The 23,983-nt window shown below is 26.1% G+C and carries 15 protein-coding genes and 14 pseudogenes; 6 read left to right on the top strand and 23 right to left on the bottom strand.

Annotation, left to right across the window (positions count from 1 at the left end):
• Window positions 1-30 precede the first annotated feature (30 nt).
• From BSV1_RS04520 to BSV1_RS07215, 5 genes and pseudogenes are all read right to left on the bottom strand, one after another.
• Entirely contained in the window at window positions 31-168 is a 138-nt protein-coding gene (locus tag BSV1_RS04520) for a plasmid partition family protein (protein ID WP_008882886.1), read from the bottom strand.
• Between the two features lie 164 nt (window positions 169-332).
• Window positions 333-2,785: pseudogene (locus BSV1_RS06955) on the bottom strand (Eco57I restriction-modification methylase domain-containing protein); the annotation flags it as partial.
• A gap of 569 nt (window positions 2,786-3,354) precedes the next feature.
• Window positions 3,355-4,147: pseudogene (locus tag BSV1_RS07560) on the bottom strand (PilZN3 domain-containing protein).
• A 369-nt stretch (window positions 4,148-4,516) separates the two neighbouring features.
• Window positions 4,517-4,597, bottom strand: a pseudogene (locus BSV1_RS07660) (chromosome replication/partitioning protein); the annotation flags it as partial.
• Window positions 4,598-4,764: 167 nt separating this feature from the next.
• Window positions 4,765-4,896 carry a plasmid partition family protein gene (locus tag BSV1_RS07215; RefSeq protein ID WP_245532220.1) on the bottom strand — a complete coding sequence of 44 codons (132 nt, stop codon included), beginning with the start codon at window positions 4,894-4,896 and terminating at the stop codon, window positions 4,765-4,767.
• Window positions 4,897-5,576: 680 nt separating this feature from the next.
• On the opposite strand from BSV1_RS07215, the gene BSV1_RS07395 reads away from it, so the two are divergent.
• A complete protein-coding gene (locus BSV1_RS07395) occupies window positions 5,577-5,702 on the top strand; it encodes a hypothetical protein (protein WP_008882882.1) in 126 nt (41 codons plus the stop codon).
• Between the two features lie 42 nt (window positions 5,703-5,744).
• On the opposite strand, the pseudogene BSV1_RS07210 reads toward BSV1_RS07395, so the two are convergent.
• From BSV1_RS07210 to BSV1_RS07460, 4 genes and pseudogenes are all read right to left on the bottom strand, one after another.
• Window positions 5,745-6,150 (bottom strand): annotated as a pseudogene (locus tag BSV1_RS07210) (transposase); the annotation flags it as partial.
• A 1,461-nt stretch (window positions 6,151-7,611) separates the two neighbouring features.
• Window positions 7,612-7,770 carry a hypothetical protein gene (locus BSV1_RS07045; RefSeq protein WP_008882857.1) on the bottom strand — a complete coding sequence of 53 codons (159 nt, stop codon included), beginning with the start codon at window positions 7,768-7,770 and terminating at the stop codon, window positions 7,612-7,614.
• 221 nt (window positions 7,771-7,991) lie between these two features.
• Complete coding sequence (locus BSV1_RS04490; RefSeq protein ID WP_008882861.1) at window positions 7,992-8,519, bottom strand: DUF226 domain-containing protein; 528 nt, start codon at window positions 8,517-8,519, stop codon at window positions 7,992-7,994.
• A gap of 1 nt (window position 8,520) precedes the next feature.
• A pseudogene (locus BSV1_RS07460) lies at window positions 8,521-9,255 on the bottom strand (plasmid maintenance protein); the annotation flags it as partial.
• Here BSV1_RS07460 and BSV1_RS06940 point away from each other — a divergent pair.
• The 3 pseudogenes from BSV1_RS06940 to BSV1_RS04475 form a co-directional block, all read left to right on the top strand.
• A pseudogene (locus tag BSV1_RS06940) lies at window positions 9,255-9,353 on the top strand (DUF759 family protein); the annotation flags it as partial. The pseudogenes BSV1_RS07460 and BSV1_RS06940 overlap by 1 nt on opposite strands.
• Window positions 9,329-9,628, top strand: a pseudogene (locus tag BSV1_RS06560) (DUF777 family protein); the annotation flags it as partial. The pseudogenes BSV1_RS06940 and BSV1_RS06560, both read left to right, overlap by 25 nt.
• Before the next feature lie 50 nt (window positions 9,629-9,678).
• Window positions 9,679-9,966 (top strand): annotated as a pseudogene (locus BSV1_RS04475) (DUF685 domain-containing protein); the annotation flags it as partial.
• A gap of 1 nt (window position 9,967) precedes the next feature.
• Here BSV1_RS04475 and BSV1_RS04470 read toward each other — a convergent pair.
• The 6 genes and pseudogenes from BSV1_RS04470 to BSV1_RS04445 all read right to left on the bottom strand — a co-directional run.
• Window positions 9,968-10,453 (bottom strand): annotated as a pseudogene (locus BSV1_RS04470) (DUF228 domain-containing protein); the annotation flags it as partial.
• A gap of 6 nt (window positions 10,454-10,459) precedes the next feature.
• A pseudogene (locus BSV1_RS04465) lies at window positions 10,460-11,018 on the bottom strand (DUF228 domain-containing protein).
• A gap of 63 nt (window positions 11,019-11,081) precedes the next feature.
• A pseudogene (locus tag BSV1_RS06840) lies at window positions 11,082-11,729 on the bottom strand (DUF1357 family protein).
• A gap of 16 nt (window positions 11,730-11,745) precedes the next feature.
• A pseudogene (locus BSV1_RS04455) lies at window positions 11,746-12,688 on the bottom strand (anti-CBASS protein Acb1 family protein); the annotation flags it as partial.
• A 168-nt stretch (window positions 12,689-12,856) separates the two neighbouring features.
• The gene (locus tag BSV1_RS04450) at window positions 12,857-14,209 is read right to left on the bottom strand and encodes a PBSX family phage terminase large subunit (RefSeq protein WP_008882897.1); all 1,353 of its coding nucleotides are present in this window, start codon (window positions 14,207-14,209) and stop codon (window positions 12,857-12,859) included.
• Window positions 14,206-14,772 (bottom strand): DUF603 domain-containing protein, encoded by a 567-nt coding sequence (locus tag BSV1_RS04445; RefSeq protein ID WP_008882873.1) that lies wholly within the window; start codon window positions 14,770-14,772, stop codon window positions 14,206-14,208. The genes BSV1_RS04450 and BSV1_RS04445 overlap by 4 nt, the downstream gene beginning before the upstream one ends.
• Window positions 14,773-14,947: 175 nt before the next feature.
• On the opposite strand from BSV1_RS04445, the gene BSV1_RS04440 reads away from it, so the two are divergent.
• Window positions 14,948-15,655, top strand: a complete 708-nt coding sequence (locus tag BSV1_RS04440; protein WP_008882872.1) for a hypothetical protein — start codon at window positions 14,948-14,950, stop codon at window positions 15,653-15,655.
• 79 nt (window positions 15,656-15,734) lie between these two features.
• Here BSV1_RS04440 and BSV1_RS04435 read toward each other — a convergent pair whose 3' ends face one another.
• On the bottom strand, window positions 15,735-16,427 hold the full coding sequence (locus tag BSV1_RS04435) for a hypothetical protein (RefSeq protein WP_008882868.1): 693 nt from the start codon (window positions 16,425-16,427) through the stop codon (window positions 15,735-15,737).
• Window positions 16,428-16,855: 428 nt separating this feature from the next.
• On the opposite strand from BSV1_RS04435, the pseudogene BSV1_RS04430 reads away from it, so the two are divergent.
• Window positions 16,856-17,632, top strand: a pseudogene (locus BSV1_RS04430) (tyrosine-type recombinase/integrase).
• A 5-nt stretch (window positions 17,633-17,637) separates the two neighbouring features.
• Here the strand turns inward: BSV1_RS04430 and BSV1_RS04425 are convergent.
• The 7 genes and pseudogenes from BSV1_RS04425 to BSV1_RS04395 form a co-directional block, all read right to left on the bottom strand.
• Window positions 17,638-18,063, bottom strand: a complete 426-nt coding sequence (locus tag BSV1_RS04425; RefSeq protein WP_008882869.1) for a DUF261 domain-containing protein — start codon at window positions 18,061-18,063, stop codon at window positions 17,638-17,640.
• A 57-nt stretch (window positions 18,064-18,120) separates the two neighbouring features.
• A pseudogene (locus BSV1_RS06835) lies at window positions 18,121-19,459 on the bottom strand (DUF244 domain-containing protein).
• 474 nt (window positions 19,460-19,933) lie between these two features.
• Window positions 19,934-20,602, bottom strand: coding sequence for a Bdr family repetitive protein (gene bdr, locus BSV1_RS04415; protein WP_008882907.1), 669 nt, complete (start codon window positions 20,600-20,602; stop codon window positions 19,934-19,936).
• Window positions 20,603-20,605: 3 nt separating this feature from the next.
• Window positions 20,606-21,184, bottom strand: coding sequence for a chromosome replication/partitioning protein (locus BSV1_RS04410; protein ID WP_008882906.1), 579 nt, complete (start codon window positions 21,182-21,184; stop codon window positions 20,606-20,608).
• A 49-nt stretch (window positions 21,185-21,233) separates the two neighbouring features.
• A complete protein-coding gene (locus BSV1_RS04405; RefSeq protein ID WP_008882910.1) occupies window positions 21,234-21,983 on the bottom strand; it encodes a ParA family protein in 750 nt (249 codons plus the stop codon).
• Entirely contained in the window at window positions 21,959-22,525 is a 567-nt protein-coding gene (locus tag BSV1_RS04400) for a DUF226 domain-containing protein (protein WP_008882862.1), read from the bottom strand. The genes BSV1_RS04405 and BSV1_RS04400 overlap by 25 nt, the downstream gene beginning before the upstream one ends.
• 9 nt (window positions 22,526-22,534) lie before the next feature.
• A complete protein-coding gene (locus tag BSV1_RS04395; RefSeq protein ID WP_008882850.1) occupies window positions 22,535-23,632 on the bottom strand; it encodes a plasmid maintenance protein in 1,098 nt (365 codons plus the stop codon).
• Window positions 23,633-23,983 lie beyond the last annotated feature (351 nt).

Here is a 23,983-nt window from a genome sequence, read left to right as displayed (position 1 = left end):
ATTGAATAATATCATAATATATATTTTAAATCAATGGCTTTGTTTTTTTATGTCTTTTATTTTTTTATACTCAATTATTAGCTCAAATAAAATATCCTTTTTGTCTTTATAAATTTTTTCAATAATAAAATACAATCTTTTAGAATCTTGTTTGCAAAAATTATACAATTCTCTATCCTTTACTAAAATTCTAATAAAAATGCTTTCATTGTTGTATAATAAGTAAAAATGATTCGGGCCACTAAGCAACTTTTATTTCGATATACCTCGCTACTTAATTTAGTTTTACAATAATTCTCATATCCTTTTATTAAAGATATAAGATGTTCTTATCCTTTTTTATTTTTTAATACCCTAAAATCACCAAGCAAAATGATAAAATCTTCTTTGGCTAGCGAATAAAGACTAGCTACAATAAAGTCATTTTCATTTTATTTTTCTTTGAAAAATTCATCTTTAGTATCTAATTTTAGAATTTTATTAACTTTTTCTTTACTAAATTCAAAGTGCTCTAAGTAAAGTAAATTAGAGAAATTTAAAGGATCATTTTTAGCTATCAGTAAAGAAGTATTTTTTGCAAAATTTAAATATAAAGAATTACTTAAAATTTCTTTTTCTTAGGGTTGAGGCATAGGGCATTGATATAAACATGATTTTACAATATCAGTGCTTAAAGCAAATCTTCTTATTAAATAGTCAAATACAAATGAATTAAAAATAGACATAATAAATAATTTTTTATAAATAAATATTAGTATTTTTTCACAATCTATATACAGTGAATTCATACAATAACAATTTCTAGGAGACAAAGTACTAATCATGGCTCTTTCATTTATGCTTCTTACAATATCTCTATAGCAGATCTTTCAGAGTGATGTTGATTATCTTTAGCCAATACTTTTTCTAAGTCATCTTTATCGATCCATAGTAATTTTTAGAACTTTCCTTTGAATTTTTATCTTCAAAAAAATCTTGAATTAAACTATAGATATTGGCCCTAGAATAAAGAAATATAAAGTTTACATTATTATATTCTTTCAATAAAGATTTACGATTCTTTATGCTTAGAACTAGCCCTTTTTTAAAATTAATATATTCTTCACTAAGAGTACTAAATTTACTAAACATTTTGTTAATTAAGATAAGTTCTTTACTATCTTTAAATTCAATAATTGATTCTTGAATAGGAGATAGTTTCTTGATTTGGTTTATATTTAGTTCAATTCCTTTATAAGCATCATCTTTACTGTTTTTTAAATCCCTAGTTATTTCTTTTAAAATATCATCACTACTTTGAATCATGAATTTTGCTTTAAAATTCGATGTGGGAACTTTAGTATTACTAAGCTGAAATATTGCAAATTTAAAAAATGATACCACATCTTTAAATCTTTTTTGATTTTGAAATTGATAAATATAATTAAGTTTATAGTTAGCAAATATATGTCTTCTTAGCGATCTAGAACTAGATTCACTCCAAAGAGCTGAAGGAACTAAATAAGTTAAATTTCCGTTTTCTTTTATTAATTTTAAATTAAATGCTATAAAATATCTAAAAAGATTAGGATCACCACCACTGGTAAAATCTTTAAAATCACTTTTATAAATATTATTAATAGTACTCATACTATTTTTTCTTCAATGTATTTAATGCTCAAAGGATGATTATCTTTACTAAGCATTTCTTGTTTTATTTTGTTTTGTTCTTTTATGCTTAGCTTTCTGTAATTGGGAATATGTTTTGAGAAAAACTCTGCTTCATTAAACTTGGTTTTCTCCCATGGCGGATTTCCAATTACAATATCAAATCCTTTCCTAATATCTAAAAAATCAACTCCATAGTGGAAAAATTTATAGTGGCTACTTAATTTTCTAATTTTCTCCATTTTTTCATTATCTTCATTAGAAGTTTTATTACTCAAAATATTTTCAATTAAACTAATTACAGCTGTAATATCACTAAATTATATATTTAAAGATTTGCCAAAAGATAATGAATAAAGTTTAATTAAAGAAAATATTATTCTTAAATTATCTATATATTCACTTTTCTCATATTCTTTGTATATCTTTTTAGATCTTTCGATATCTTCCTTAGTAGTATCGTTAATACCTTTAATTTTTTGATAACTATCTTCTAAAATAGTTGTAATTTCCTTAATTCTTTTTTTAAATAAAGAAAATCCACTTTCAAATTTCTTTTTTGCAATATCAAAAAATTCATCTTTAGTATATCCTAAGAGAGCATTTCCCACTTTTATATGATGCTCAATAAAGCCTAGTGGTGTTCCAAAAACAAAGGTATTTATCCATAAACTTAGCATGGTAATTTCAACCGAAATAGGATTAATATCGATACCATAAATACACCTCTTTAGCAGCATTCTTTTAAGCACCAATTCTTTACTTATACTATCTTGAACATCATATTCTTCACTTTCTTTAAGAATAATCCCATATTCTTTATCAAGCTCTTTTTTTACATCTTCAAATTTATCTAGCTGATACCATACTTTTTCTGTTAAGTAATCTAGACAAGAAATTAAAAAATACCCTGAGCCACAAGAATTGTCAATGATTCTTATATCTAAGGGGAACTTGGCTTTAAGCTGCTCTTCAATTGATAATATGACCATAAAATCAGTTAAGTCATCTGGAGTATAATATGCCCCGCTTTTTTTTCTATCAAGCTATCTAGATGTAAGATAAATATCGCCTTTAAGATATGTAGCAACTTTGTTTACTTTCTTGTTTTAAGCTCTTCTTCAGTGTGAATGAGATAAAAAAATTCTTTCTAAGGAATTTTTAGACAAGACTATAAGGATTTATAACCAAATAAATTTAATTAAAAAAGCTCTAATAATATAGAAATACTAATAATTAGTGTAGACCAAATTTCCAATAGAACCTCAACATTGAAAAATTTTTTCCGCCTATTGCAAACTATTATTTACATAGTAAATATTTGACTTTAAATAGTAACTTGTATTTTATATTTTATATACTTTATTCTTACAAACTTTCTAACTTTTTAAGCTCTTCTTAAATATTATTAAGAACATTCTTCATAAACTTCCTTTAATGCCATGTCCCCAAAATGTCTTGTTTTATAAAAATACTTAGCATATCTTTTACAAGAAAAATTAAAAGCAATTATAAGTAGAGAAACAACATGAATAATAAAATAATAAATATTTTTTTATTCATCATAATTTATTCCTTTGGCTTATAAAAAGGCCAATACAATGCCTAATAAATAAATTATTTTAAAATAAAAAACTTCCCCAACTTCAATAAAAACCAACAAATATAAACTAAGCATTGCTAGCCAATTTTCACATAAAAAAAATTTCAATCTTCAAAACAATTTAAATAATTGTGGATTAACATAATATACTCAAGTGGTATATTATCCTCATCAAAAGCAATACCAAGCACAAAAACCTTTCCACTAGACGTCTGAATAGAACCTGAATTTCTTAATTTGCCTCTAATAAAAATCTCCTTATCCATAAATTAAAAATTAAATCGACAATCATATCTTCATTAACATCTCCATCAAAAGCAACAATCACTAATGCTCCCCTATAAGACAAATCTTTGATTGTGCATTTATACTTCTTAACATTAAATTTGATAAAAACTTTATTAAAATCAATTTTCAGTCTTCTAATAGAATTTTTATCAACAATAATCCCCTCATGAATTCTCTGATTTTGTCCAAATTTTAATTCAAGAAGTTTTTCCACTTTAATAAGAATCTCCTCGGGCATAGAAGTTGAAAATTCAAATTTTAATAAATTGCATTTTTTATTTTGATGAGAATAAGTAGAAACACTTAATAGATTAACAGACAAATCTGGAAAAAATCCACACTATTATTAGAATCTGAATTTTTCTTAACTTATATAGAACATAAATTTTTATTTTTAGCCAAAACGGACAATATATTATTTTCTTTAAAAATAATCTTAATAGAGTCCATAGAAATAGAATAAATCATTCCAAATACAGAATAAGAATGATCTATTGTCATATTAAAAACATTGCTAATATTTAAAAAACTATTTATTTCTGCACTCAATTTAACTTCTTTATCCCTATACTTATCTTTATACTCTCTTAACCTTTTCGATGAAATCATAAGTCCTCATTATATTTTTTATATATAAAAGATAAAACAAGAAAATAAATATACTAAATATGGTCTTTTAGCTTGTCAGATTTTATTGGAATTTAACTTAATATTTCTTTTGTAAATTAAATAAAAACATTGATTTTTAAATAAGAAGGGCAAAATAAAGACAGGTCTTTATAATTAACCACAATAAATAGGAAGATCTAAATAAATAGAACCACCATTTATAAGCAATAAACATCAAATTTTAAATAAGACCAACCTTTATTTTTACAAATTTTTTAATTCTATTGCACACTACTGTTTTTAAATCAAAGATTATAGAAATAATAGTTCTTATCTTATGTCTTTATATACCAAATTATTCATAAGTGTTCAACTTTTAAAGCTTTCAAATTCTTTCATAAACTTTTCGAGCAAATCTTTTTTCTCTGCAAAAACCCTATCTAAAAAGTAACCAGTAAATTAGGTGCTTTTGCCATAAAAATCACAACTTTACTGATTTTTAAGCTTAAATCTTAATATCCCTATTGATTTCCTTTTTGTAATGCCCTTATCTATGTTTAACTTCTTAAGTCTACTACAAGTCTCTGCAAATCCTAGTTGCTTAATTTCATCTATTTTTAATCACCCGATAATACAAGCCTGTAAAACCTTAAACATAAGAATGATTGACTCCTTGATATGGCAAATTTTTTAAGAAAATCTTCAAATTTTTTGTATCCATCAAATGCATAAAGTTTTTTAGTCCTTATTTTATATAAAATTTTTATTAATTCAATTTTATTGTCTATTTCGCTTGTAGCAATTCTTCTTTTTTAATTTTTATAGCTTTCGTATTCTATTTCATCATCTTTATAGCAACTATTTTTTATTGATTAATACTGGTTTTTCTACCATTAAAATGATTTCTTTTCGCTCCTTTCTAGACATTAAAACCTCTTTTCTTTTAACAGCAAAAAAGTACGCTCCGAGTAATTTTTTATTAATTTAAGTTTGTGTTTATTATTATTTTCATGCGGTCCTTTTTCAAAGGATTCTAGATCAAGCCAAAAGCACAATTTTAAAGTAAAAGCTAAATCGGTCTTGAATCCTTCTAATAAAGAAAATATAAACACTAGAAAAGGCACTAATATTATGCTTTGCATAAAATAAGAAGATAGCAAAATTATAGTTAAAGATTATATTAATAATTAAGAAATTTTTAAAGCAAACTCTAAAAGAAGATATAATTTTAAAAAAGCTATGCTTCTTGGTGTTAAAACGGCTTTAAAGGTTATAAATGTTGGTAATAATGATAAAAAATTAAATTCTATAATAAAACATAAAGATCATATTTTATTAGAATTTAAAGATAATAAAATATATATAATTAGATTATCTGAGCTTAAAATATTTACTAAAAAGCAAGAAAAAACCATTATTAGGAAGACCAGTGCCAGGAAGAGAAGCAGAATTAAAAACAGACAAAGAACAGACTATAATAGACAGAGAAGATTTCAGAGACAAAGAATTAGACGAAGAAATAATAGGAAAAGAAAAATCTGACAATTATAATTAGATATTATAATTTCATAAAATAATTGTCTAAAAACTTATATTATCCTAAATCATTAATACTTTTTCTCAAAGCATTAATTTTTGCATACCTTTAATTAATGAATTTTTTATTACTATGTTTTTATAATTAGTAACAAAGTACTAAGACAATTTATCTAAAAAGCCTTTTCTTTGATTTGAAATTTTCTTATGCAAATTATCAGCTCTTAATCCAGACCAATTCTATTAATAGAACCTTTTTGTTTTTTTGCTGGTTTTCTTTGGCATTTTTTAAGTTTATTTTCATTTTTTAGCAAATATTTAGGATGATTATTTTTTCACCCTTGCTACTCTAAAAGGTGATTAATACTCATGCCAATACCAACTACTTCTTTTTTATCATCTTTGATTTTATTGTTATTTTTAATCTCCAAAAACTTAACGATTACTAAAACATAATATTTATTATCATCTTTTTATACTACATATTCTATTAATGATTGCCCAGTATTAGCTATTAACTATATAGACACAAATAATGAACTTGTGTTTTGTTTTTGCCAAATAATATTTATAATCTATGTTCTTTATGGAAAATAATCTTTGATGAATTCAATTATGATAAAAATAAAATTCATTTGCTACTAAAATTTACTCCAAATATTAAACCTTCTAAATTTAGACACAAGGTCTATAGTTACAGTATTAGTAGTTCTCTATTTTAAAAAATTACCTCCTTTACTTTAGCTGCATCACAACTTAAAGCATTATTATTTCCTTTATATTCCTGATTATTTTGCTGCAAAAACCACAATGTTAACATCCTGCTCCAATGCAATTGATTTTATTAAAGTTGCCAAGCTAAGCTCCTTACCCTAAACCTATAGCAACTTGATATAAAACTATTATTGAAATTTCAAGATCAATTGCGAGTATAGTGCAGCTCAAAAAAAAGAATATCATTATGCTGAATGATAATAAGCCAATATAACCAACAAAAATAATCTAAATATTACTACTTCCAATTTATCTGGCCTTAGATTTTAATTCACATATTTGGATACCTCGTGTACTTTAATAAAGAAACAAATTATTAATAAATAAAGTAATTCGCTATAAACAATACGATCGTTTCTATTCATTAAGTTATTATAAGGCTTATAAATATTGCATTAAGTAATATAATCCTTCTTACAATAGGCTTACTTGACATTTTAAATGCAAAAAATACAACATTTCAATTTTGCTTAAAACACAAAATATTTACCATATTAAAAACAAAAGCTACTTTGTCAACATTAGGACTTCTTCATTCACATAAATACTTTCATATTTATTTCTAAACCCAACAACTCAATCTTGAAAATTGTTGCCCTTAAAATTAAAACCCATAAATCATATTTTGTTTTTATACTTTAATTTGAATTTAGATAGGTAAAATTTCAATATGTCTTTTTAATATATTGCTTTATGATATGTGCGATATAGCATACAAGATTAATTGGTGTTTTTATAAGCAATTGGGTTATTTGAATGGTTTTTTAATTCTTAGATATCTTAATGAAATTTTGTATTTAATAGCTAGCTTATTTTCCTAATATTATTAAAAAACTTTTTTTGTAGCTAAATCTTAACTTTTCTTTTTCAGTTTCTGCTTTATTGAATCTAATTTTATAATTGTTATTTTTTTTGATTGTTTTGCGTTATTTGAAGTATTTTTTTGTTTTGTTTGGGAAAATTTATACAGAATTCTTATTTATATTATCGTTACCTTCTATAGTTATATATAGGTGTGAAATTTGATGGGGATGAATTTGATAAATAAAAGCTTTAAAAAGTAAGGTTATCAATATCTTCCTTAAGAATAGCCGCTATTATTTTATCTTGTGAATATTCTTTAATTTCATTTTCAATAAAGTTTCTTACAAGTACTATTCTATTTTTCCAAATATTGATACTTGTTTTATAAAATTAAAAACTCCATTATCTTTGCCTAAATTTTTAAAAAATGTAACAATTAAATTAATTTTTATAAGTTTTTTAATGCCTTTTTGCATTATTCTTTTAATGCCTGGCTTATTGCCTTTCATTAAAACCTAATTAATACCAAATACTTAAGTCTATAAGTTGATGCATTTTTAGTTTTTTTTGGATGTATTCTAGTAGTACTTTGATTTAAGAAACCAGGATATTTTTAGCAATCTTTGGCATTCTATTTCTTTTTTAGCAATATTAAAACTAAGTCTAAGATTAGATTTTTTTAGATTCGAATTATTTTTTTTATATTTTTTATAGAAGCTCTAAATGAGAATTAAAAAAAATATATTTTTATAACTCCCTCATCTTTTAATTTCTTATTATAAAATTCATATACTTTTCTTTCCAGTTTTTTCAAGTGTGATAAATTGAATTGATAATACTCGGTGTTTTCTTTGCTTTTTCTTAGAAGCGTTCTTAAAGATTGAACATATGCTTTAATAGAGCCATGTTTAAAAACAAATTCTATATAATAGAGTTTTTTTATTGCATAAATTTTATTATTTTCTTTTTTAAGAAAAAAGGGTTTATCGAGTCTATCATGCCTATATTTTATTTCTAAAAACTTGTCGACTTCTTTTAAGGGAAAAAGATTAAAAAAAAGAAAATCTTCATTGTTGTTAAATTTTTGAAAAGTAAGCCTTAGTCTTTTTCCTTTGTTTGTAATTTTAAAACCAATTAAGTGTTTAAATATTTTTGTGCAGTATATTTTTCTACTATCTATTTCTTCAATTTTATTGAATATAATTCTTTTTTCTATATTGTTTTTTTTGTTTATGAGTTTTTCAAGCAAACTACTCAAATTATAATCCCTTTATTAAAATGTTAGATAAAATACTATTAGCTATTGTTCCAGTATGTCTAGAAAAGCGTGTCATTTTCCTTGACTTCCATTTAGCAGTATAAGTATCTTTAAATTCTCCTGCTAAAGCGTAAAAATTGGTTTTACAAGGTGCCGTTTTTCTCATAAAATGAATTTTGAATTTATAAACGTTTAGCTTGAATAAGAAAAATTCTTTAATATCTTTTACTTGATAATTATATTTTAGATAATTTTTAAAATCTTTATAGTTTAATAAAGTAATTTTTAGTGGTTTAATTGGTTTTTGGGTATTAGAGATTATTGATTTAATCTCTTTAAAGAAAGAGTTTTCTATAGAATTCTTATTCTATATATTTATGTCTTGTTTATTACATACAGCAATATTTTTAGTGATATTTTTAGGCTTAAAAGATTCTTTCTTTTTCCTTAAAGTATCTTTTTCATCCTTTACTTTTTTAACTAAGTCTGCTTTAGTGATACTAAAATATGCATCAATCAATTTATGTGCAATAGGTGGTACCTTGTATAAACAAAATTTTCCCTTGAATTCTCTAAAGCTATTTGCAAATATTAGTATTCTTTTTTCTAATGCTTTTAGCTTAACTAAAAATCTTAAGTCCGGTCTTAGAGTATTAATTGTGGTTTCTTTTTTATTTTCTTTATGTATATTTGAGTTTGGTGCACAAAGCATATCTCCTTGATGATGAACTCGAAGTAAAGGGGATGAAAGGATTTGAGCGCGACTTAGAAAAAGAAGAGTTTTTAAATCAAGCAAGTGTCTTTAAGGGCTTCAATCGAGCATTAATATTTTTGATAAAAATGATGATATTTATTTTGACAAACATCATTTTTATATACTTGGTGTAATTAGTCCAAAAACTTTAAATTTAATTTCTGATACTGTTAAAATAAAAGCAAATAGTAGAATTGAAATAGCCAACCAAACAACTAGCTTGAAAGAAATTCTAGATAGTATTATAAGTGCTATCAACGGTATAACTATCATAGGAGATTCAGTAATTGACGAGGCGAGCTTAAGAATAACAACCTCTAGAATTTCTGCTAATATCAACAGCTTGTTTAAGTAATTTTTGCTAAATATGGTATAATTATTAGTATGGATTTAAGAATTGGAAATAATAAAGTAACAACCGTTAATAACACTAATCTTTTACTACTTGATGATGGAGTTGCAAGTAGCAACGCTATTACTTATGAAAATTTTTTGAAAACCACTAAAGATAAGACATTTAAAGGAAAAGGGCTAAGCTATTTTAAAGAGATAATTAAGTCTACAATTGCAGAAGAGCCTGCAGCTGACACAAGTTTTGTAGAAAAAATTTATGATAAAATAACAAACAAACTAATTAACAATGATTCTACTAATATTTCTAACCTTTTTAGTAAAATAAAATCACGTCTTACATGGTAATTGGTAAAACATATGCTATGCAACTAAACTCACATACATCAACACATATGCCATATAGATCAGTATCAGCACCAATCTCAACATATAAAGAATTTTCTTTTGGAACAAGCTTGACCCCGCGCTTGTATGGAAAACTATTTTTTAGATCGTGAAAGTATTTCTCTATTTTGTCTGTAAAACTTAAACATGAAAATGAATAAGCATCGGCTCGCTCATTTTTTGACTGAAAACAACCATTAGAACTGCTAAAAACTTTATTTTCAATCAAACTCATTGATTTTGCATATTTTTTGAATTTCAAAAGGATATCATCAAGTTCTTTACCTGAATCCAGATAAGGATCTTTTGCTTGTTCATCTTCAGCTTGTCTTGCTTGGCGTTTAGCCCTGGGAGCAGCCGATGAAACTTCTGGTTCTAAACTCAATTGTGAAATATCATCAATCTCAAGACTTTTCCCTTGCCCCTTACCTTTTGCTACCATAATTTACTACCCCTTTATAGCTCTATTTCCAAAAACACTAGCAAGTACTATGTATAACTCTTCGGTTAATTTCTGTACTTTTGACAGCGCTATGGCATTAATAGTTTTATCAGCTCTAGTAGTCTTTTCAAGCTCACCATGTTGATTAAAATGCAGCTTGTCCCCCGGGGTTTACACCGTTTCCATTTTTCTTAAAAGTTAAATACCCGGTAAAATTGTTTGTAATTGGAATTACAGTTGCCATACCAGTATATTCATATATATTAGTGCATATTCCATATAAGTCTTCACCACCACCAGCCTCAACTTCAAGCTTTGTTGTACCATCAGCACTAAAACTAAGCTTTACTCCACGCTTGTATGGATAACCCTTAGCAGGATAATTTTCTATTTTGTCTTTACTACTAGTACAAACGCCATCAGAATTTGAAAAAATCAGGTTTTTGTCTCTAAATTCAATAGAATTACCAAATAAACCAGCATCTTGTTGAGGATTTTTCATTAATGCACGTATTTCGGCAACTTTTTTATCAAACTCTTGTTTAATTTTTGTAATATCGCTCATTTAAAAGTCCTTTAAGCAATACTTGTTCTTTTTGTTTCTTTTTAGATTTTCATAAAACTGCAATCATCTTTGTTTATACGTATTACTAATAGCTTGTACAAATTCTGTAAAATTAATTGGAACAAAATTAGAATCAAGCAAGCTTACTCTTTCTTCTGATTTAGCAATAATATTCCCTTTTATAGACTCAATAGATGAAGAATTCCCATTGGCGTTTTTTCTTAATTTGATATTGACTTTAGCTAAAGAAACAAGTTGTTCTAGTATCTCCCCATCAATATGGGTTATGTCTGCTACTTTAGAAATAGCTTTAATTTGCTCAATTGGAACAAATTTGCGAACAAGTTCTCTTCGTTGTGCTTGCATAATGTCTCTTAGAGTGTATCCTTTTGCTAAAAGAACTTCTTTATTAAAATGGTTGCTAAGATGTGCTTTTGCTAGCGTATCAATTTCATTTATACGATCTGCCTCCAGTAATAATTGCTTTTCAACGCGTTCTCTCTCTTCAACTTCTGCAAGTTATTTTGTTATTCGCTCATTTATACTTAAATCACGGTTTATCTCTTTAGGTTTTACATTATTTGCTTGTTCTTTAAGGCGCATATATTCTTCATATTCACCAGAACTTATAATCTTAGTATCAGATTTTTTAACTTGCTGCTCTTCTTTAACTTGTACCTGCAAGTCTTCTTTTTCTTCATTTTCAATCACTTTTTAACTCCTTTTCTCAAAATGAGAATAATTTTTCTTTTAAAATAGCTAGCTCCTCGTTATTAAAAGAACTGCTTTGTATAAGCTCGTTATATTTGCTATAAAGCTCAATTAGCTTTATGTCTCTTTCCACATTTTGATCTTCACTTAACATAATCGGTGAATTAAATCTCATATCAAGGCCAAAATATTTAGCAAGTTTCAAATTACAAGAATTCTCAACTTGTTCTTGTACGCCTTTTAGAAAATCATAATAATTGCTCCTATCACCTTTACCATCATTTCCGAGTCCTTTAGCCTGCTCATTGAAACTTCTAGTTAGTGGTTCTTTAGTATCAGCACCAATTTTTGCTTTAATTAATGCTAGGGCTTCTTTTAGATAGCTAAGATCATACTTAATAATCTCCAAACTGGCGCTAGGAGTTGCTGTATAAAACATCCCCTCATTGTTAAGATTGCTTTTAAACCTAGCAAGTTCGTTAGCTAACGAGTCATTAAGGCTGCGTAAATTAGAAATATCTTTACTATAATTGTTTGAATTCTGTTTTCTTAAAAATCCAGATATAACACAGAACATATCTTTTTAAGATATAATCGAAATTTTCATATATTATGAGTCGGCTTTTGTGTATTTTAACTGCATCTAAAGAATTGCCATTATTATTGGCTTTTACTTTATAAGTTATATGATCAAAATCAACCCCTAAATCTCTTACAGATTCATGATCAAGGTATTCAAATCCAATAGGTAGCTCTATATTGACAGGTTCTTCAAGGTCTAGTAGTGTATCTTTAGTTTTTACTAAAACATATCCAATTCCATGAAAACGGAAGCTTATAATACAATTTAAAAGCGCATTCTTAAGTTGCACCTTTAATCTAGAAAGTCCTGCCTTACTAACATTGCGACCAGTGCTCTCAAGAACAAGTCCGTTCTTGAGGCAGTCTTCTGCTACATTTTCAATGTAATTTCTAAAAAATATCGAATATCGATATAATTCTAATGCACTTACTTTATCTACTAGTTTTGCTTTTCTTAAATTACACACTTTTTTATTTCTTATTCTTAATTTTCTTAATTAAATTACGTGTATAATAGCAAAAACTAATATTTTTGTCAATAAAATTTACAAAAATATTTGATTACCAAAATGGATACTTCTCTCTTTATATCCTAAAGACAAAATTAAATATGCCGCAGATATTGCGTCAAGTGCATCATCATGAGTTTTGTTATTCCCTTTATAAGCGTAAATATCATTAAATACAGAAGAACTACTGTATTTTGCAATATAAAGTTTCTTGTAAGTAAACGGTGTAATTAACGATGCTATTCTACCAAACTTATTAGATTTGGGTTTAACCGGCACAATTCTAAAATATTGGCTCATGTTGTTTCTAAGAGCCATATATTCACGCGTCAATGCACCAGCACCCTTAGTATTATCTCTATCCTCCAAGTAAAGTGTGTGTGCATTGAAATTTCCTAAAACAGTCTTGACCATATTCATAATATAAGGATCATTGACTGGTCGTTGGTCTTGAAATACAAAAGCATAATATTTGTCATCAACCCGCTCCATAACACATAAAGCAGTATTGTCGCCCCCAATGCTGAATGCTGGATCCAAATATGCTATTGGACTAGTAAACACATAATTTTGAGTAATATTAATTTGTGTAAAAATTGAGTCGGTGCTTGCTATCCATTCTCCTAGCAAAACTCTTGCTTTATATGATGGTATATCTTTATAGAGTTTTTCTTGTGTTTCGATAAATCCTTTGCTAAGTAGCACATTATCATAAGTTGTAAAATTATATGTCTTAAAAGTTGCTACATTATCAATGTAATCAGTTTTAAAATAATGTTCTGGATGGTCCGGATTGGTATCAAAAATAATAGTTTCTTGCCCACATCTAAGTCTTTTTAATACTTCCTCTAAAGTTTGTTTGTGTAAAGTAGTAGCCTTATTAACAAAAATAAGTGCCGAATTACTACCTCTAAACCTTTCAAAATCACTTGCCTTATCCCCTCCATATAAATTAATACGAGGTGAATCAATCATTATATACGAATTGTTTGTATGTCTTGGCATATAAGAAATATCAAGAAGTTTACATAGCTTTTCAAATTGACCCAAAACATTAACCTCAACTGAACGTTGAGAATTGCCAATAATGAAATTATTGGTATCACTAGAATATAAATTTTTATTTTCAAGTAAACTTTTAATAAATAAATAACATGCAAGATATGTTTTGCCGCTAGCTATACCACCACTGAGTATAATTTTCTTTTCATTGTTCTTTTGAATGCTTTTAATCACATTCTTTTGCTTTAGGGTTAAATGTTTCTCTTCAAGCTGATCAAAATTGATTAAAGAGTTTATTGGCTTAACAAATTGTGATATATCAATTCCAAACTGATTTTTGTATTGTTTTTGAAGTGTTGTAAAAAGTTTAGTTTGATATAAGTTCACTTGTGTCCTTTATTACTTTTATAGTTACTTTTACTATCAACTTCATGAGCAGCAGCAAGTCTTTTCATACATTCATAGTAAAGCTCCATTTCTCTTATTGAACACTCTTTTATAAGTTCATTAAGCTCAACTTTCAAAGAATTAATATTTTCATTAACACCTTTTGCATTTTGTTTGTTACACTCTTTAGATAAAGAATCAATTTTGAATCTTAAATTTTCTATTTTTGAAATCATACTAGCAAGCTCAATGCTAGAATATTGCTTGAATGCACGTATAAATCCTAATTCTAAATTAGAGCGCTCTAAATCTAATTCGCCTTTAACTTTTTTAGCTTTAACTTCAGATTTAAAAGTTTGTGCTACAAGGTGTTCAAAAGTATCTTCACTAATTGTTACTCTAGAGTCCTCATTAACTGAAATCTCCCCACTTTCCCATTTTTGTCTCATTCTCCACACATTTACTCTAGAAACTCCCAGTCTAGTTGCTATTTCTTTATCACTTAATGATCCTTCTCTAAAATATGCAACATAATCATCAAAAGATCTTTTAACTTTTTTCAAAAGAATTTCTCCAAAGTAACAAAGTTAACAAATTATTACTCTAAATAATAAACCAATTTAATAAATTGTTAATACAACCCGTTAAATTATTTACATCTATTAACTGCTGATCTATATTTAAAATGCTTATTATTATAAAAATCAAACATTCAAAATATATAAAAGGAGAATTTATATGTTTCAAAAACAAATATTTATAATATTTTTATTATTTATATTATTTTTATTGCTTTCAAAAGGACCCGGGGGGTTTTCATATAATCAATCTAAAGACGATGGGTATATGGAAAAATATTTTCATAAGAAAGGAAAAACAGCTGTAGAGCTTTCCTATTTTCATACTTCAAGGATAGTAAAAGAAAGTCCATATTGGGGCAAAGGAACTTTATCTACTATCTATACAGGAGAAGATGAAAAGTTTAGTGGTCTTGGTTTTATCAATTCAAGGTATATTAAATACGGTAAAAAAAATTATTATAAAATGTTTACTGTAAGATACTTTTACAGAGAAAATGAAAATGATGATTATAGATACCCTATGTTAAGGGATAAATATATTAACCAAATAAAAATTAAATTTTCTTTTGATGATGAACCACAAGAAATTATAAGAGAATTAAATGAAGGATTTATAGATGGAAGAAATATGTGGGAACTTCATAAAACACATTTCTATAGCCGTGAAGAGTTTTTTAGGATTCATTTAAAAACTTCTGACCCAGGCATAGAAAATTTGCTTCCAAAATTATTAAAACATAAGACTATGACAATAACAATTGAAGTTCCTGAAAGTGAAGATCCTAACAAACAAACTTCATCTATAACTTTTGATCTTGATGGTTTCCAAAGATTATACAAAAAATACGGCTCATATTTTGACTAAAATAAAAGAACAAGGCTGATTATTAGTCTTGTTCTTCATAATTTGTGTTTTTAAAAACCATTTTTTTATTCCTTTTTTTTTAAACTTCCCCACCATCTTCTATACTATTATTCAGTTCTTCATCAATCCTTTTAAGCGAATCACCTATAACTTTTTTTGCAAAATCATTACTATCAGTCCCATTATCACTAGAATAACTTACATTTAAACCTAATTTTTTAGCTTTTGACCAAGCTTGTGCTCCAACAATGCCTTTACCCTTGGCTTGATCACCTTGAGTTACCCCTGTTGTAGATTCAGCCTGTTCTTTTAACTTTGCAAATTCCTTTTGAGCCTCTTCTAATTCTTTTTTTCTTTTTTCTCTTATTTCCTTTAAAGTTTTCTCAAGGGTTTCTAATTCGTCTTCAAGTTTTTTCTTGTCTTCTTCTTTACCTTTTAGTTTATCTTTTAATTTTTCCTTCAATTCTTTTATTTTTTTTTCAATTTCTTCTTTTAATTTCAAATCCTCATCAGCCCCTTGAAATACCTGCTCTTCAACTTGGCCCTGTGGTTGTCCATCAGCTTGCATTAATTCTTCTTTAACTTTTGAAGAAACTTCTGATCCGAGCTTTTTAATGCCTTCGGTCAATTCTTCTTTTTTTGTATCTAAAAATCCCTTAACTTTTCCTTCTACATTTTGTTCTAGATTTCCCAAATCTTTACTACTTACATAATTCTTACACGAAATTATTAATGCAAAAACAGCACAAATAATAAACATTTTTTTATTCATAAGCTACTCCGTAAGGCTAAGCATAACACAATCTCTAATAAATACAATTTTTTACAAATTTAAATAATTAATTTTGTTACATTTAGGATTACATAGTAACAAAACTCAAATGTAATTTTAATCAACTCTCGAAAATCCCTCCATTGCAAATGGCAAGCTCATTGCAAAAGATTACAAAACACATACAAATCAAATTTCATAGTCTTTGCTATATATCAGTTAAAGCATATTATCTTTCTTATCCGACCCCCTTAAAAATTACCACTTCTACTCTTTACAGCCACTCTACATCCCAAATTCCGCATGCAATGAGAAGCACTGTAATTTGACTAAAATTTTAAGTTTTTGGTAAAATATAAATTGCAATTTTTATACATTTTTATTACTTTTACTTAATTTAAAAGTAACACTTATAAGGAGAGGATTTTATGGACATTAATAATTATCTTAATTTAAATAAAGGTGATACAGATTTTTTCCTCAAAATATTTAAAGATTATCTAAAAGTTATAGATGAAAATAAAATTCTTAAAAATACTCTAAAAAATTCAACTAAAACAAAAAAAGAAAATCTAAAACCTAGCCCTAAGTTTTATATAACTCCAAAAACTAGCAAACTAATTGAAAAATGTATAAAACAATTAAAACAAATTGATCCAATATCTGGCTGGTTCGTACATCTACTCTCAATAAGTGGATGTAGGGGTACTGAAATTCAAAAAGTAAAATTGCAAAATATTACTACTCTAACCAGCGAAACTGGAGAAATTCTTTATAATATAAAAGTGAATGTGGCAAAAAAAAGAAGTGTCGCGTGCATTAGAGAAATTGTCATTAGCTCTAAAGAGTACGACGCTATTCAAATAGCTCATAAGAATCATTTTGAAGAAAAAAATATCGATACACGGCGTACTTATCTTTTTTAAAAAACCAAACATAGGTTTAAAGATAATCAAATTAGCATTATCAATATTTCTAGAAAATTCAAAAATCTTCTTAAAAAATCAGGATTTAAAGTAAATAAATCACTTCATTTATGCAGAAATTTATTTATTTCAAATTTAAAAGCCAATGGTTATAATTCTTTTCAAATTAAAGAACTTATGAAATACTCTTCAACCCATGAAATTGATAATATCTACGGACTCTCTTCTGCTAACAAAATTCAAGCTTATAAATACGCCAAAAATAGCTTAAAGCTGTAGTATAACTACTTAAGCTTAAATATTCGCTTTGAAGTTACTTTAAATATTTTTCCACGAGTCCTTAAATCAAGTGAATCATATAATATTTCTTGCTCTTTTGTAGCAATAAAGTGAGATCCATTAACCCCCGTGATTTTAACTTCACTTATTTCAAATTCATTTGCAGCTGCAAAGTAACCAAAAGATTCATATCTCACACTAGTTCTAATTCCGTAGTAATTTAGTATCATACATGGATTTATAATAAAACAATTGCTTTTAATGTACCCAAGTCCTAAAAATCTGCGATAAGCCACATTTATGCCAAAAGCATTAAATTCAATATTCTTAAACACACTTGTATAATAATGTAAGCATAAAAAATAGCATCCCCATCTCTGTATTTCTCCGAGTAAACTCCTATTGTTTTGTTTTATTTTACTAATAAGCATTTTTTAAACCTCCTATGTTAAATAATTTTTTTAATTTTTTTATTTTTAGTGCCCCATTCAAAAGGGGACACTATTTGCATATGCTATATTACTCATATTGCTCGGCACAAAGACTTTATTATTTATTGGTGTAAGTTCTTTAAATCTATCTGCTATTGCTCTTTTTTTAGGATCATAAGTGAATACAAATTGTTTGAATCTGTAATTCCTATGATTTATTAGTGGATACTCATCCATAATCTTATCAATTTTAATTTTGAGCAAATCTTTTATAGGTTTTTCTCTTTTTTTGTTTTCATTTTGAATTTTATTTAGTTCTACTTTTAAGTTATTAATCTCAATAAGATTGTGTTCAAGATTTATAGCAGACTGCTCGGTTTTAATCTCAAAATTTACACACTCAACATACTCTACAAATTCATTTATCCAATCAAACTCAACTCCAGATTGATAAAAATCACTCTTTACTACCAACTCTTCAATCTCTTCAACAAGCTTATTAAACGTATCATTATCAATATTATTGGATATTAATAACTTAACCTGATTGTTTTTAACAATTTCGGCTCTTATATTAAAAACTTCACGTTCACATTTAAGAACAAAATTAAGAACTTTTGATATTAAAGAATCATTTCTCTTTATCTTACAATTAACTGGTGCAGCGTCTATTAAAAAGAATAAATTACAATACTCAAGTCCAGTACATGCTAGTTGCATTTGCGCCTGAACATAGTATTTGAAAAAATACTTACTACTTAAAAAATTGCCATTTTTATTGTACTCTTCAATAGCACTACTTATATAAGTAGAATCACTACTCTTAATCTCTAAAAGCTCTATATCACCATAAATATTCATAAACCATCCATCAATTGTTGAGCCTACTAAAGGCTCAACAATTGTCTATTTTTTTGAAATAATTATATTTGTCAACGCCGTTGGCATATTTATTTTTATACAAAACGGCAATATTATCACCATACGCCTTAACAAATTCTCTAAATCCTAAATTTTCCAACTCTTTACCTTTTAACATGTATAAATTCTCTTTAAAAGGCAAACTCATGCCAAAATATTTAAGCACACTATTTATCATTACGTCTTTAAGACCAGCGCCACCAATTACAACAGTCCCCACTTCACTAGCTCCATATTTATCTAGCTTGCTTCTTTGCAAACTAAAATCAATATTACGATTAAATCTAAAACACTCTTGACTACTTATTCCTGGCAATTTCTTGCCTATCTTACTTAATTTACTTTTTTCTTTAATGGGAGAAGATTTTTCCTCAAATATTTCACAACCAGTAAAACTTTGTTGATTAACACTTATCATTTTGAGCTCTCCTTGAATATTTTCTTGTGGATTATTATTGTTTGATATGTTTGTCATTTTTTTTACTCCTTTTATGATAATAAATATTATTTTATAGCAAAAACTATTTTTGTCAGGCTTTTTTACAAAAATTTTTACAAAAAAATAGTTGGGCTTATTTAAATTCTCTTGTTAAAGAACTTAGCTAAACCCAACTTAATTGGATTTTTTTGATAGCAATATATTTTTTTAGCTATACATATACATATGTATAACAAAAACTATTTTTGTCAGGCTTTTTACAGAAATTATTATAATAAATAAAAGCTTTATTAAATTCTCATGTTAAAGAGCTCAATAAAGCCGCGGGCTTAGCTCAATTTATTTTAGATAAACTCACTAAACGATTAAATTCAGTTCAATTTAGAATTAAAATTATTTTGTATTTGTTAAAATAAAAGAACCTATTTAAATTATCTTGTTAAAAAATTCAAATAAGTTCTACTTTAAAGCTATATACTAACTTATTACTTTATAAAATTTTAATCATTCTTAATTTAAAAAATACTTATTGAATATAGAATAAATAATTGGAGCAAGTGTTATTCCCATTATTAAAATTACTTGTATTGTTCTATTACTTGCAGTAAGTTCGTTTTTTAAAACATTTATTTTATTATCTAGGTTAAATAGATCCTTTTGTAAGGTTTTTTCTACACTATCTATTTTAGTATTCAAGCTAGATATATCTTTTTGCAAAGTTTTTTCTACATTATCTATCTTAGTATCTAAACTATCTATTTTGGCATTTAAGCTCTTTTCTACATTGTCTATTTTGGCGTCTAAACTATCTATTTTAGAATTAAGTTCATTTTTAACACTATCTATTTTAATATTTAAATTCTTCTCTACATTATCTATCTTAGTGTCTAAACTATCTATTTTGGCATTTAAGCTCTTTTCTACATTGTCTATTTTGATATTCAAACCATCTATTTTTAAATTTAAATTCTTTTCCACATTGTCTATTTTGGCATCTAAATTAGATATGTCTTTTTGCAAATTCTTCTCTATATCAATTATTTTCTCTTTTAAAAATTCAAAGTTGTAATTATCATTATGCAGAAAAACAAAATCTATTGCTTCCTTGCTAAACCCTATATTTAAAAATTCGTTTTTTATACTTTCTATGTTATATGTTTTGTATGCTAAATTGTTCATAGGTTATCCTTTTAATTGTTTATACATTTTTAAAAGTTTACTAATCAAATCTTTTTGATTTTCAAAAATCTCTTGCATCATAAAACTTGTAAATTTAGCATTGCTTTTGTAAAAATCATAACTTTCTTGAGTTTTAAGTTGAAATCTCAATGGTTTTATTGAGTTTTGTTTAGATTTTTTCAATACTGGACTTTCTTTATCTTTCAATACACTTAATATTAATCTAAATCCATTATCTAATACATATTGTTCCTCAATAACTCCTGCTTCTATTGCATTGGCAATTTTTAAATAGTTATACGCTTGAGTTTTTGCAACATCATAATCCTTTATAAAAGCATCGAAACTTTTGTATCCATCAAGCTTATAGTATTCATTATCTTTAATTTCTTTTAAGATTTTCATACATTCTACTCTATTAGAAACTCCTTCTCTAAGGTTTACATACAATTTCTTTTTCAAAGTATTATAACGATCTGTTTCAACACCATTTTTACTAACATTAGAAGAATCTACAAGTAATGCATTCCCCTCAGAATCAATATCCCTTTTATTGATTATTAATTTTGTATTATTTTTCATAACAAGCCTCCTTAATTATAAGTTCAACGCGTCGAACTTATAATTATAATTATTTTAATTTTGCATAAAAATTCATTAATGAATTTTTATACTCTTTTATATAATCCATTTGAAAATCAAAAGAAGAATTACTAGCAATTCTTCTATTTAAATCTTCTCTTTCTGATATCATTCCTAAAAAATTTTCTTTGGAGTTTAGCATTTCCAACAATTGCTTATGTGTATTATTTTTTTTAAATCTCGTTATTATAAAATAAGTAGGCAATTCTACACCTATTTTTTTCATAAAAAATTTCAAAAGGTCAAAACTTTCAATTGTCCATTTTTCTGCTGTCAAGGGGACAATTACATTGTTACAACAAACTAAAGCATTAGTTAAAGTAAAATCCAAACTTGGGGGAGTATCAATTATAATAAAATTATATCCAACATCTATATGTTTAAGCTCTTTTTTTAATCTAAATTCATCAAAAGTGTGCTTATAACCAAAAGCATTTATACTATGTAAAGTCAAATAACTAGGTATTAAATCTAAATTATTCGCTACATTAACGATTGATCGATTAATATCTAATTTTTCTATTAAAACTTCATATATATTATTTTTTCTTAAATCTATACTGGATTTTTGTATATCATCATAATAATAACTAGTGGTGGATGCTTGAGTATCTATATCTATTAATAATACCTTATATTTTTGAGCCAATAAGGTTGCAAATATAATTGCACTTGTGCTTTTACCAACACCGCCCTTGATTGACGCTATTGTTATTATTTTAGGTTTTTTATTATCCATTTTATTAGTGGTCCTTGTTCCGGGTATTTTTTCCCATAAAATTTATATACTTGTTGTTCTAAATCTGTAAACATACTAAATAAAACTTTGTTGTAATGATTATTTGTTCTTTTTTTATCTAATAATCGATATAATCCCTTGAAATAGCAAAAGACACTTCCGGCTTTAAATCTAAATTCCATATAATATGCCCTTGCTAATGCATATGCTTTTCTAGCCCCGTTTATTTGATACTTTATTAACGGCTTTTTAATCGGCTTTCTATAACCATAAAAAATACCAATGAACTTATCTCCTTCTTTAATTGGGTATAAATGAGTTTCTTCAACAATTCTTTCCCCGTTAAATAAGGCCCTCAATGATAATCTAAATTCGTGTTTTTTCTCATACACTCCAAATTTGTAAATGTCCATCATTATTTTTGTATGGTACATTGCTTTACCATTTTCTTTTTCAATCAAAATAAAACGTTCTTTATTTTGGCATTCAACTTTACATTTACCTTTTTTTACAGTTTCAATAGGTTCTAGTGCATTTTCCATGTTAAATCCTCATACGGCCTTTATGCTAAATTCTTCTGTGGTTAAAGAATTTTTTTCATTTTTTATTATTTCTAATAATTCAAGATGATATATACCAAATACTTTATTGTATTCTATTTTCTTTTGGTTATTCAAATATTTTTTGATAATTGGCTTTAGAATTTCAATATTTGTTTCTTTTTTTAGTTGTTCAATAAGGATATTGAAAATGTTTGTTTTTAAGTTCTCATAATCTTGTTGAGAATTTTCTTTTTTTCTTTCAATCGACTTTTCTAATTTACGCTTTATATTGTTTAAATCGCTATATTTATGATTTTTAATAATAAAGTGGGGCTTATATTTGTAATTTTCGTATACTTTTTGTAAATTTATTTCTAATTGTTTGGGATTGTACCCGTTTTCTTCTAATTCTTTCCTAGTGTTGTATAGAATTTCTTTTAATTTTTTTTGTTTTTCTTTCATGCAAGATTTTTTTATATTGAATTTTTTTATTAGGGCAATTTCATTTTGTTTTAAGATATTTATTGCCTCAATCTTAGTATCTTTATCAATATTTAAATACAAAATAGAAAGAGCTTCTTCTGTTTTAAAGTTACAATTATTGAAATAATTTCTTAGTTGATATTTTTCTATTTCTTTAATCTTTCTTTCTTCTTTTATATTATTTTTATTACTTAAACACTCCACTGAATTTACACTACTATTTTTGGAAACATTATCTTTAAAATGGTTATTGACTCTAGATTTAAATCTAGAGTTTTTTTGTTCTTTAAAGTACTTGTTGATTTTCTGGTAACATTCTTTTTTAGGATACTTTAGTTTATAATAAATTTCAGTTCCACAATTTACACCCATGTGTTGGTAGTAATTCGTTGTGACTTTTAATACTTTTTCTAATTTATAAAGATAATTTTGCATTGTTCTTAAAGTAGTGGGAGCCAAACCATTTCTTTTTAGATTTTTATTATAGTAATAGAGTATGTTTTTTTGGTTATATTTTTTATCTTTTTTGTTTAGAAAATCTAGTGTTGAAGTAAGAGATATTAATTTATGTTGGTGTTTGTTATGGCAAACTGGCCCTTTTGGGGTGTTTAAAAAACCTTTCATTTTTTACTCCTTTTATGATTATTAATAATTACTATTATAATGCAAAATTTTGATTTAAAAGTAAATACTTTTCTAAAAAAATATTAATTTTTAATTATTAATTTTGTTAAATTAATACACTTTTTGTAATTTGGTAAAAATACAAATTGATTTTAATTCTAAATTGGGCTACACTACAAACAGTGTAGGAAAATATTTTCATGTTTTTACCTACCTTTTATGATAATTTGCAAAAAATAATATAAGGGTTTAGCGAAGTTCTTTAGCAAGAGAATTTAGCTAAGCCCTAATTTTTTGTAAAAATTTTTGTAAAAAAGTTGGCAAAAATAGTTTTTGCTATAAAATAATATT

The sequence above is a fragment of the [Borrelia] finlandensis genome (assembly GCF_000181875.2).
GTDB lineage: Bacteria > Spirochaetota > Spirochaetia > Borreliales > Borreliaceae > Borreliella > Borreliella finlandensis.
Note: the sequence above shows the minus strand (reverse complement) of the source record. Positions and strands in the feature narration are given on the sequence as shown.